This window comes from Leptospira licerasiae serovar Varillal str. VAR 010 (assembly GCF_000244755.1).
GTDB classification, from domain to species: domain Bacteria; phylum Spirochaetota; class Leptospiria; order Leptospirales; family Leptospiraceae; genus Leptospira_B; species Leptospira_B licerasiae.
This window is the reverse complement of the sequence record NZ_AHOO02000012.1, coordinates 73,835-86,238: the sequence shown is the minus strand read 5'-3', so window position 1 is coordinate 86,238 and position 12,404 is coordinate 73,835. Positions and strand designations below refer to the sequence as shown.

Genomic DNA, 12,404 nt, shown 5'->3' with positions numbered 1-12,404 from the left:
ATGAAGAGAATTTTTTTGGGAAAAATGAGTCGAGGGCTGGAAATGAATCTGAAAAATATAAAAATTTCTAACGTCTATAAGGGAATCAAACTCGCGATCCTTTCCATTTTATGGGCGGGCATTTTAGGATGTAGCCCTGAAAAAATGAAAGGATTTGCAATGTCGGATATTTTCGACTTGGGTTTCTTTTCTGGAGGAAGAATATTCGGCGCCAATCCGAATCTTCAACCGCCTTATAATAGCGTGGATAACGATACTGCGGTCCTTCCCGTAGATTTCGGTTCTACTAATCCTCAAGCTACCTTATTCATTAACTCCACAGAAAACGTGGACAGATATAAAGAGCTGGAAATTCGTTTTTCCCACCCGATGAATAAGACTACTGTCGAGCAAAACTTTACCATCACCGGAACCTCCGGGAATCTTTCCGGGCCAACTCCCGGCGGAGAATTCTATTGGATGAGCGGTCAGAAACTTCGTTTCAATCCTTACAGAGAATTAAAACCGGCAGAGTCTTATACGATTACGATCACTCCGGATGCGGCAACTATCGGTGGAGTGGCTCTGGAAAATTATACGATCACTTTCCGAACCGGATTGGATTATAGCCTTACGAATAAGATCACCCAAGGTAGCCAATACACTTTGAACGGAACGAATGATATGACATTCGATCAGTCCGCCGCTTTAACTTTGGCTTCCACCTACTCGAACCCTGTAGTAGGAGAGAATTATATCCAATCGGTCCTGTTGAAAAAGATCGGCTCTAACACTTCTCAAGATATTTGTACTACTCCTCCTTGTTCTATGAGCGGTACAATATCCTTGAACCTTAACACTTCCCAAGTTCCTCCTACTATCGGTGGGAATACCTACTATTATGAGATCGCAACTACGAACGGAAAAACTTTCCGCAAGTATTTCAGCTTTAACTACGGTAAATTGGAGAATGCAAACGGTGTTCTTCCTTACGTAGCAAACGGTGTAATGGATGAGGCTCAGATGCTTCCGTTCTTAGGAAAAGCCATCCAGAAATACACTACAGGCGCTTTCAAAGTAAAAGATTCAACCGGAATACCTCGTACATTCCAAGAATTCTTATTAGGAATGCCTGATTTTCCTAAGAAAAAGTTCTATGAGAACGGAGCTTGGACCATCGGCGAAGCTTGTATGAGACAAGACGGTAAGATGTCCGGTAACGCGAATGAAGCCGCATTTAAAGATTTCGATTATATTCCTGTGTTCGGAGCAAAATCAGGCGGCGCTGGAAGGGGATATTGTTGGGTAAGGCACCCTGACTGCGTTACGGATAACGGACCTCCTTATCATCCTAAAAAAAGGAACGGGATAGATAGAGACCAATGGTGGAATATTTACAATAGTAATAACTGCGGTCAAAACCAGAATAACGCGAATTATCCTCAAGCTTGTAAGAACCTATTCCATTGGGGCGAGGCAGCTTGGAGTCTTTGCCATTATCCTACAGATGTGAAATCCTATAAAAACGGCGGATACACTTCTACTGTGTTCTCCGCTTTCGGTAGACCGGAAGGTGATATCGGATCAGCGGGAGAAGACTTGTTAGATTGCGCATTCCCAGCATGTTTCTTCGATTCATATCATATCGAAAAAATAGCTCCGGGACCGTTCTCAAAATACAGCGCTATCTTAAACGTTGCTTCCGGTGGAATTGCGGACGGAAGTGCAGCGATCACTTTGGACGTATACGTTACGGACATGAGACTTCCTAAGTTCGTTAAATGCGGATCCAATAACGCAACTCACGGTTGTGCTGCGGGGGTCGGAACTCAATTAGGGAATGTTGTTGCGGACTTAAAAGTCAATCCTGGTTCCGGAGCGGTGGCTCCGGGATTAGGTCTCGACCTGAAATCCAGATACACCGAGGTGGATCTACTTGTAGTGTCCCGCTTCGAAGACTGGTATGGAGCATTTAACGGACCTGGAGCTCTGCTCGTGTTCAGAACGACTGCTAAGTTGAACTGGGATCCTGCAGTGGAAGGTGTATTAAATCCTTCAGGCTACGATTGGAATAACGTTCAATTATCCAAACCTCGTTTGGCCTTAGCTCGGACCCGTAATAATATGACTGTGACTTCCGACGGGTTGATCAATATGACCGTTAGGACTCCATTCACAGTAAATGACGATTACTTCCCGGATAATCCTAGCGTTTCGCAGATACTCGCGAATACGAATAACTTCTTCATTCGTCCTTGGGCAAACCCGCTGCATATGTCCTTAGCAGGTTTATATCCTGGGGAAGATACCTCTGACTTCATGTATACCGAACCGATGACCTATATTCATGGTAGTGAAGGTTTCAACACTATCATTGAAGCTCTCGTAGGCAGATCGGAGTTGAGTAATATGGCAAACCTGACTGTGGACCAGGTGAAACAGATCATCACTCAATACATGCTTAGAGATATCGTACAAAGGATCGCTCCGAACGTTCTGAACTCGGTGATTGCCGACTTGAGAGACACAGGAGTGACCATCACATTACCAAGTTATCTTCCTGCTCCTCTTGGAAACTTCCCGTTAACTGTGAAGTTCAAGCTGAATACGGATGCTGCCATCAAACATGATGGAACGAATAAAGGACTTGTGACTTCTTTGGACTTTGCGTTCACGAGCGGTTATAACCCTGCGGGCGGGCTCAGAACACAATCCGGAAAGACCGGAATGGTCACCACTAGGACTTGGACTGCAGCTAATCCACCTCCTTCTACCTATCAATTCAGCCAATCTGCAGCGAATCCTGGGTTCTTGATCTCCATGCATACGGATACGATCTCTCAGGCCGCATTCCATTTATGGCAGAGAAGGGGATTGGATATCGTTCTGAATAAGGCATTCATCGACGGAATGAACGCTTTTGCAGGTGCAGATCCGTTATTCGCATTGACCACTTCCTTCTTAAAAGCTTCTCCTTTGGTTACGATCCTTGTGCCAGGAAGAAACAAGTTACAAGGTCTGAACGGTTCTAATGCGATCGCACCTCCTGTAAAATCGTATGATGATATAGATATGGTGATGTCTCCGATCCACGCACCCAATGTGAAGTTCAAACCAATGACTTCTGCTGGAGTGCCTAAGATGAGATTGTATTTCACCGAAATGCAATTACAGATCATCGCTAAGAAGCCAACCTCTTGCACTGGTCTTGTGGACGAAGAGCTTACGGATTGCCAAGCGGATACTAGAGCGAACGGTTACCAACAAACTTTGGGAACAGTTAGGATCAGTTTTGCGGCGGATGCGGACTTCCGTTTCAAAATGTTCTCTAACCCTACAAATAACCCCGCGCTTACTAACTTGAATGCGCTTCAAGTGATCTTGGATCCAATCAACAACTTGGATTATTCAGTGGAAGTATTGGAAGGACAAACTTACAATCCATTCGGTTTGGATCCTGACGGTATCAAGTCCGTGATCTCTCCGTTAGTCACCACTCTTGTGATCCCGATGGTAAACAGTATTATGAAAGAGATCCCAATGCCTCCTGATATCACTTTCCCTAAATTGATCAACCCTGCAGGAACTCAGTCCTGCGCGATCAGTGCGAAGAGTGATAAGGTACAATTCTTCACCTTGAATTCTCCTCAAGTTGCAGATCCGTATCTGTTAGGAGGAATGAGATTTGTAGGACAAGCTGTAACAGATCCTGCATCTCTGATTGTCTGCCCTTAAAACACTCCTATCTATTTCGAAAAACTAGATGTCGAAATGACCGAAAGGGAAAGACCCTTTCGGTTTTTTTTTAAGGAAGAGCTTCTTGGATTACTAAATTACAAAAAACTTATGAGTGAGTCTTCACTCAATTAGTATTGCGTAATTTTGATTTTCTTTTGCTACAGTTTCGCAAAAGTTTTCGTTCGATTTGTATCGAACAGTATTCATTATTTCATAACGATCGTTAGAACGTGCTATAAAAAAGAAAAGGAAATCCATTCAAATACTTGCATTTAAAAATAGTGAGCATTTAGTCACAATTTTTGTCCCGTTTTCATAAATGGGTTGCAGGAATCCGGATAAGATAGGAAACGAAAAGTGGATATGACGTATTACCAGCTTTCATGTTACTTGGTGGTGACTGTATTAGTCTACCGTACGATTCATAATTTAGTTTTATATTTTAGAAATCGAAAACAAGCGTATCTTCTATACTTTGCACTATTGCAAGTTGCATATGGAGGATATCTGTTTTGTTTTATCCAAACCATCAACGTAGATAATCCAGAAAAAGCTTTAATATGGGAAAGAATGGAGAATGCGACTGCGGCTATATTCGCAACGTTTATCGCGCTCTTCGTGAATAATTATAAAAAACTTTTTAGCAGAGACTTCATTCTTCTGTACGTTTTTATGAACCTGATCCTTGCAGGAATATTATTGCAGGATCCGAACGCTTATACTATGAGCGTTGCCCACCCAAAACATTTTCCTTCTTTGGGCATTGTGATCTACGAAACCGATCAGCCTACTATCATGCAATTTATCTTCCTCTCCGGGATTTTGATGATCGTATGGACGGTAATTAAGGTAATGAATCAGTTCAGAAAGAACAGATTCAGGAACCATTTCCTATTCTACGGATTGGTATTATTTTTTGCGAGTTTGATCGCAGATATATTGGTCGCGAGCGATATACTCGGCATCCCGTATACTTCTCATTTTAGCTTTTTGATCCTTATGTTCTGCGTAGATAGCTTCCTTACGGTAAATAAGTCCGAAAGGGAAGTTCGAATAGAATTTAAGGAATCCGTTTCCAAATGGCTCACCAAACCGGAAACTTCTTCTTTTGGATCACAAGCTAAGGAAACAAGCGGAGAAGGTGCCGATTCCAAGTCCCTCAAAGAAAAAGGCCGCAATCCTAAAAAGTTAAGTGTAAGGGCCCTAGGTCCGTTGGAATTGGACCTGGATGGTAAGAAGATCCCGGCAGCCGAATATTCCAGTAAGAAAAAACTACTCAAACTCATCAAACTTCTGTTAGTTCGTTTCGGCAAGGGAGTTCACAAAGAAGAATTATTAGAGAATCTTTGGCCTGGGATGTCCGAGAAAAATGCGCTCAATAGTTTGCATGCTCTACTTTTCCGTCTCCGTAAAATATTAGGAAACCCGGAAGCGGTTGTATTTGCAGAGGATAGGCTCTTCTTCCATCCCGAACTGGTCGAAGCGGACTTTGTGGAATTTGAGAAAAGGTATGAAACTGCAGGTAAACTTCTTCGTAACAAAAAAGAAGAAGAGGCAGTACAATCTTATAGAGAAGCGCAAGAGCTGTATACGGGAGACTTTTTCGAATTCGATCTGTATTTTCCTGAATCGGAACTGAAACGTGAATATCTGCGCAAGAACCTGATCGAAATTTATAGGATCTTATGCGAATATTCCCAGAAGGCAGGGGATGCAAATTCTCTACTTTCCGATTCTGAAAGTTGGATCCGTTTAGATGATCTGGATGAAAGAGCTTGGAGATTTCACTTTGAGTCTTTACAATCTCTTGATCGTAAGAACGAAGCTTTGCGTAAATTCGAAGACATGAAGAAGATCCTGAAAAAAGAATTAGGTGTGGAACCTGACCAAGAGACAGTTTCACTCATAGAAAAGATACGTGTCACTTCTCCTGTGGGTTGATTATTTTTGGAAACACCGCACTATAAAATAAAACACCCATTAGAAAAAAAATATTGGACGAAGTAAATCCCTTCTGTACGTTCTTCCAGAATCCCCCATATTCTAAGTAAAAAATAACCCCCGAAATAAAATGAATAAACGAATCCTTTTTTTTGTAACGATTGTTACAATTACCCTGGCAAACTGTTCCATCGTATATAGAGTTACCGGTAAAACTTTAAATTCTTATGCCCAAGACCATTTGGTCCCTCATTACCTTGCTTCCGACGATTTGGATGCGATCTGTACAGGTGGAACGGCACTCGGACCTTTGGTAGCTTCTTTCGAAAGGACCGGAGCTTCTGTGGAACTTGCTACTATGGTAGCGCAAATGGGCGCGGGAATGTGCGCAGAGAAGCAAGCCCAAGAAGCAGAACTTTTATATATTGCGGCTGTTCGAAAAGGTAAGGGAGAGGAAGCTCTGGATCACCAGGCAAGACAGATCCGTTATCATGGGGTAGCTGCAAAAAGATATGGAGACGCGCATAATAGATTTCTCCAATACTTCGGAGAATGGAATGGAAAATGTCCTTCTATCAGCGAAGACGAAGAGTTATATTATTTAGTAGGACTTTCTTCCGGCTTACTTGCGATCCTTCACGACTTTGCATCCCAAGGATATGCAGGGATTACTCGAGAAGTGCCAAGCGTAGTTGCAGGCGCCTCCAGATGTTTGGATCCAAAAAAATGGTGGGGAACTCCTTTAGCATTGGAGGCCGTTGTATGGCTTTCCGTTCCTGGTGCTACTCCGGAAGGAAAAGATCCGAATAAACAAATGGAAGAGGCGGTAAAGATAGGCGACAAAGTGGGAGTCCGTTTAGCTCGTGCATTCCAGATCCAAGCAGCTGCCGGAAAGGGCGACGTGGAAAAGATCAAAAAACTTATATTAGAACATTCTAAAGTTCTCAGCCAGATCCCTGCGAAGAAAGAATATCTATTCTTGGAAGCGTTTGCGGAAAATTTATCACGTCATGAATCCGATAAAATTTGGATGAAAGAGACCGGACATAGGGGACCGATTAATTTCTCCTCTTTCCCGGGAAAAAAGAAAAATAATAAAGAAGAAGACGATCTATTAAAAGATCTTTGAGCGGGTTCTTGGGTGGAAAACGAAAAAAAAGGGACCTTAAGGAGAAAAAAATATATGAAGAAGTTTCTCATTCTATCGGTAATCATTCTCGGGACTTGGATGTCCGTAGGTGTGGGAGCAGCGGAGACGGTGGATCGATCCATGTGCGTATTCGATCCTTCCGGAGCGCACGGAGATGTGTTTAAAGCGGCGCAAAGATACCAGGCGCAAGCTTTAACATGGGGAATTCGTCTGGATCTAAAAGCTTATACGGACGAAGTGGTGGCCAACTCCGATTTCAAAGCCGGAAAATGTAATATGGCATTCTTAACTTCTCTTAGAGTAAGAAGTTATGTGCATGAGTCAGGATCCATCGAAGCGATCGGTGCATTGCCAAGTTACGACCTTTTACGCAAAACTATCGAAGCATTATCAAATCCTAAAGTGAGAGAACTGAACACAGACGGCGAATATGAGACAATGGCTATGTTCCCGGGCGGTGCGGTTTATCTCTTATTAAGAGATAAGAATCTGAAAGATATTAAGGACTTGGCCGGAAGAAAGATCGCTACTTTAACTTACGACCAAGCTGCCACTACCATGGTGGACATTGTAGGAGCTTCTATGGTTCCTGCTGAGATCGCTACTTTTGCGGGTATTTTTAATAACGGAAGAGCGGATGCTTGTTATTCTCCTGCGATCGGGATCAAACCTTTGGAACTCATGAAAGGAATTTCTCCAAATGGCGGGATCGTTCGTTTTCCTATTGGGCAATTGACTTTCCAGATCGTGGCTCGTCATAAGGATTTTGCGGAAGGTTTCGGGAATACTTCCAGAGCATGGGCAGCAACTCAGTTTGATGCGATGCTTTCTTTGACCAAAAAGGCGGAGCAGGAAATTCCGGCAAAATATTGGATAGAAGTTCCGAAAGATCTTCAGAAAAACTATTTCGAGAAATTTAGAGAAGTCAGGATCAGGCTGAGAGATAAAAAAGTATATCATCCTACCATTCTGAAACTTATGAAAAGGGTTCGTTGCAGCGCGGATAAAGAAGCCGCTGAGTGCGCGGATAACCTGGAATAATTTCCAAAACTAACAGAAAAAAGGCGGGAAAAATCTTTCCCGCTTATCTTATATCAACCAATCGCAGATTCCAGAGGATATTCTATGTGGAGAAAAATCGTTTCCTGGGCGGTATTATTCTTTTTATTTGTACCCCTTGTTCAAAGTGGAAGCCAGCTAGTCCAAGCTAGACTGCTCGGCTTAGGCGGCAGTATTTGGCCTAACTATGCAATGATCCGAAATGTTTGTATTGCCGACCCGAATGCGGAAGCGGATACAAAAGCGGAAGTCAGCCAAGCGGACATGGACGCTTTGGATGATATCGGTCTTGGGGATACTTCGGGTGAGAAGAATGTAGGAGCTCCAACAGGGCCTACCGAAACACAATTGGAGCTTACGAAGCTTGCAGGCTCTCTCACTACCGGTCAGAAATTATATTGCGGATTCGAACGTAGGCTTTCTTGGATCACTATCTCTGCCATAGATTATATTCCGATGACTATGGTATTCTTACTGATCGTAGCCGGAACAGTTTCTACTACCAGAAGATACCATATCGCATTACGAAATCCTGAAAATTCCAAAGAGGAAAAGATCACCGAATGGAGCCAGATTATCGCGAATACGATCGTCATGGTTTCTGCAGCGTTCATGTATCCTCTTCAAAAAGGTGTGGAAGCACAGATCCAAGTGCTTTGGATCGCGGGACTTATACTTTTAGCAGGTTTAAACTTCTATAATTTAAAAAATCCTGTTTTTAAGAATGGAGAAGGTAAACAAAATACCAAATTTTCCCATGCATTATTATGCGTTCCTTTATATGCTTGGATGGCACTTGTCTGCGGATTATATTTTTTCATTCTGGAAAAACACCCGGCCGGACTTGCGATCTATCTGCAAAAATTGACCGCGCATGCTCAGCTTTATATCCAGATCGGTCTTTATGTTTGGACCGGTATTCTTTTGAGAGATACCTCTTTGGGAAGAAGGTTCTTTGATCTTCTGAACCCATGGAAATTCCCTTCGGAACTAATGGCGGTGATCATTGTTGTTGTCGCAGCTCTTCCTACTGCTTATAGCGGAGCTTCCGGGATTGTAGTCTTAGCACTGGGAGCTACAATCTTCAAGGAGTTGAGAAGGGCAGGTGCAAGTCAGGAAAGAGCGCTGGCAGCCACCGCGATGTCTGGAAGTTTGGGAGTGGTTTTACCTCCATGTTTACTCGTTGTGATCGTAGCTTCTTTAAACTTGGAAGTGACAACCGACGAATTATTCCATTGGGGTTGGAGAGTGTTTGCACTTTCTTCCACTCTATTCTTGATAGTGAGTTGGTTTAGTAGAACCGAGTCATGGAAGATCCGTCCGGAACAAGATGCATTCAAAAAATCTTTGTTAGCATTTAAATCGTTCTCGGTGTATTTGGTGATTTCTATCGCTATCGTTCTTACGATCGTTCTTGCACTCGGAACTCATTTCGATGAAAGAACTGCACCTTACATACTGCCGATCGCTATGTTGGCGCTTCTATTCATAGATTATAGAATTTCCAAAAAGGAAAAACTGGAAAAAGGAGAAACTCATAACGAAGAAGTGGAACTTTCCAGAACTTCTTACGATGCGGGCTCACATTTGGGAGCGCTTCTCCTTCTGATGGGATTGTCCGCTTGTATGGGTGGGGTTTTCGAAAGATCGGAAGTGATCAATCTATTCCCGACTCATCTTGGTTCTCCATTCTCCGCGATGCTGATCTTAACATTCGCTCTTGTTATCATTGGAATGCTAATGGACCCTTACGGTGCAGTGATCCTGGTTTCAGTGACTCTTTATCCGATTGCAAAAGCAAATGGGATCCATCCTTTAAATTTCTGGATGACTGCGCTTGTTTCCTTCGAGCTGGGCTATTTGACTCCGCCGGTTGCACTCAACCACTTGTTGACCAAACACGTAGTGAGAGACCTTTTGGTAGAAGATAAGAGCCTAGAAGGAAAAGGTTTTTTTGCAAGGCATGAACATATCGTAATTCCGATCATCGTTCTTACACTGACCTTACTCGTGACCGCTTTCGGGCCGATCCTGTATTCTAAGTACGCCGGATAAAAGACGCAAAGGGTTCTCACGCAGAGCCGCGAAGCCGCAGAGGGTTTAAAGTAAGGTAGATGTTGGAATTCCTACAAAACTTTTTTCAGTTCTCCGCGACTTTGCGCCTCTGCGTGGGAATTAAGCTCCATGTGATATTACTTCTTCTTTTTCTTCTTATCTTTTGTTTTTGGAAATTCCAATTTGGAAGGACCGAAGTTTCCTTTTGCAAATTGTTTTTTCTTGGCCTCGATCCAAGGTAGAACCCAGACCAGTTCTTCCGCCAAAGCGAATAAGTTTTCGTTAATATCTACTAACTCTTCTATCACTAAGAAGTAGGCTACGCTAGATTTTAATTTGCTGTCTCCTTTGCGGATACGTTTCATCTGATTTTTGTAGATTCGGACCTTGAGATCCGAAAGTTCTTTCGTTTTTTTAGCGGATCTTGCCTTTTCCACTAAGCCTGGGACTTTGTCCGACTGTGCTAAAAGTTCGAAAAGATCTTCCGCTAGTTTACGTAATTCTTTTATATCTTCTCTTTCGTCCTTGGTGAGCGCTGTTTGAAAACGATCTATCTTTTCGGAAGTGTTTCTATGGATATTTGTAAGATTTTCAGTGATACGATCGATATAACCGAGTGCGTTCGTAAAAGGATGGATGGATTGGAAATCGGATTCGTCGAAATGTCTATCTACCAGACTTAAAAAACCGGAGATAGAAGATTCGTAATTTTTTTTCAGGTTCTTTAGTGTTTTAGAAGCCTGTTTGAAATCCTTCTTCTTTCCTCCGATATAACCGGAAGAAAGTGTATTCATCGCCTTCTTCGCTAATAACAAATTTCCTAATAGGGAAGAAAGAGATTTTGAAAGCGCTTTTTCAGGATGTTTGCTGAGTAGAAGAAGTTTTTCCAGATTCTCGTCATATTCTGCCTTTCTTTTCTTGTGAATTCGATTGAATGCGAGAACCAGAAAAAATGTGAAACTTAAAACGACGACTACTGCCGCAAAACCGAAGTAATAGAATAACGCCGCGATAAATCCACCAGTGAAGGAGGCAAAGACCGCAGTCATGAACCATCCGCCTACGACCGTTAAAACTCCGCTAACACGATTGACCGCATTTTCTTTTTGCCAAGCCCCGTCTGCGAGCGAGGTCCCCATTGCAACCATGAAGGTCACAAAAGTAGTGGATAGTGGAAGTTTTTCGATCGTTCCGATCAAAATAAGCGCGGAGGCTATAAGTATATTTACGGAAGCTCTTAATAGATCGAATGCATCGCTTTCATGCAAACGAACTAATTCTAAGGTTCCGCTTTGTTTAAATCTGGAAGAGATCCAATTACGAATGATCGAAGGTAAAATTCTCTTAATTGGATAATAGATACCGACCGCAATCTGGACGAATACTCTTGCAACTAAGCTGGATTGGTATGCCTCTATGGTTTCTCCTTGAGAACCTAAACTTACTTCCGTTCTGGTGACAGTTTCCGCCTTCTTGGATTTGAATAACGCGAAGATCATGATCAATGCAGCGCCGATCAGAAGCCTATTGTCGGTCATGACTTCTTTTCCTAAGCCTGTTGCCATCGTGTTTGCGTCCCAATTAGCGGCTTTGATCAATTCGTGGGTTTGTAAACTTGCGATAGGTACGCCTATGAAGTTCACTAGGTCGTTACTTGCAAACGCCATTGCAAGCGCTGCCGTTCCGAATAATACTACTATCTTTAGAACGTTTATTTTAGAGAGGATCAGTATCTGAAATAGAATTGAAAAACCTATAAAGCTTAATACGAGAATGGTCTTAAAATTGGCCTGGATCCAAGCTAATGTTTCATTGTTTAAAAAAGTGGACCCTTTCATTGCCGTAAGAAGAATGAAGAAGATCACAACTGTGACCGCGAGCCCGGAAAATATTCCCCCGAACCATCTCATCGTTTTATCCAAACGGAAACTGAAAATCAATCGGAAGAAGAACATCAGTATCAATCCCGCAAAGAATGCGAGTATCACAGACAGTGCGATCCCAAAGATGATTTTTAATGCGGACTCCGAGTTTATGATCTTAAATGCATCGTTTAATGTATCCGCTTTGAGAAGCGCCAAAACCAAAGACGCGCCTAATAATTCGAACACCAAAGACACGGTAGTAGAAGTAGGAAGTCCTAAAGTATTGTATAAGTCCAGAAGGATGATATCTGAAACCATCACAGCTAAGAATAAGAACATCAACTCTGCAAGGCTGAAAAATTCAGGATGAAAGATCCCTTTTCTTGCGACCTCCATCATTCCGCTGGAACTCAATGCTCCGAGTAAGATACCGAATGTAGAAACGATTAGGATGATTTTTCTGGAAGCCGCTCTAGAACCGACTGCTGAATTCGTAAAGTTCACTGCGTCATTGGAAACTCCGACGAGTAAGTCCATTACCCCGAGTACAGCCATAACTGCTACGATGATTAAGAAGATATCCATGTAGTCCTATCCCGAAAGGGTGTTTTGGGTAG

6 protein-coding genes are annotated in these 12,404 nt (G+C 42.7%); 5 read left to right on the top strand and 1 reads right to left on the bottom strand.

Annotated elements, in window-relative coordinates:
- From LEP1GSC185_RS15270 to LEP1GSC185_RS15250, 5 genes are all read left to right on the top strand, one after another.
- Entirely contained in the window at positions 1–3,714 is a 3,714-nt protein-coding gene (locus tag LEP1GSC185_RS15270) for an Ig-like domain-containing domain (protein ID WP_008589700.1), read from the top strand.
- 366 nt (positions 3,715–4,080) lie between these two features.
- Positions 4,081–5,658, top strand: a complete 1,578-nt coding sequence (locus tag LEP1GSC185_RS15265) for a BTAD domain-containing putative transcriptional regulator (protein WP_010515720.1) — start codon at positions 4,081–4,083, stop codon at positions 5,656–5,658.
- Between the two features lie 130 nt (positions 5,659–5,788).
- On the top strand, positions 5,789–6,787 hold the full coding sequence (locus LEP1GSC185_RS15260; RefSeq protein ID WP_008590802.1) for a hypothetical protein: 999 nt from the start codon (positions 5,789–5,791) through the stop codon (positions 6,785–6,787).
- A 54-nt stretch (positions 6,788–6,841) separates the two neighbouring features.
- Positions 6,842–7,849 carry a putative solute-binding protein gene (locus LEP1GSC185_RS15255; RefSeq protein ID WP_008589820.1) on the top strand — a complete coding sequence of 336 codons (1,008 nt, stop codon included), beginning with the start codon at positions 6,842–6,844 and terminating at the stop codon, positions 7,847–7,849.
- Positions 7,850–7,933: 84 nt separating this feature from the next.
- Positions 7,934–9,922 (top strand): TRAP transporter large permease subunit, encoded by a 1,989-nt coding sequence (locus LEP1GSC185_RS15250; RefSeq protein WP_008591606.1) that lies wholly within the window; start codon positions 7,934–7,936, stop codon positions 9,920–9,922.
- Between the two features lie 137 nt (positions 9,923–10,059).
- Here the strand turns inward: LEP1GSC185_RS15250 and LEP1GSC185_RS15245 are convergent, their stop codons facing one another.
- On the bottom strand, positions 10,060–12,372 hold the full coding sequence (locus tag LEP1GSC185_RS15245; protein ID WP_008590063.1) for an inorganic phosphate transporter: 2,313 nt from the start codon (positions 12,370–12,372) through the stop codon (positions 10,060–10,062).
- Positions 12,373–12,404 lie beyond the last annotated feature (32 nt).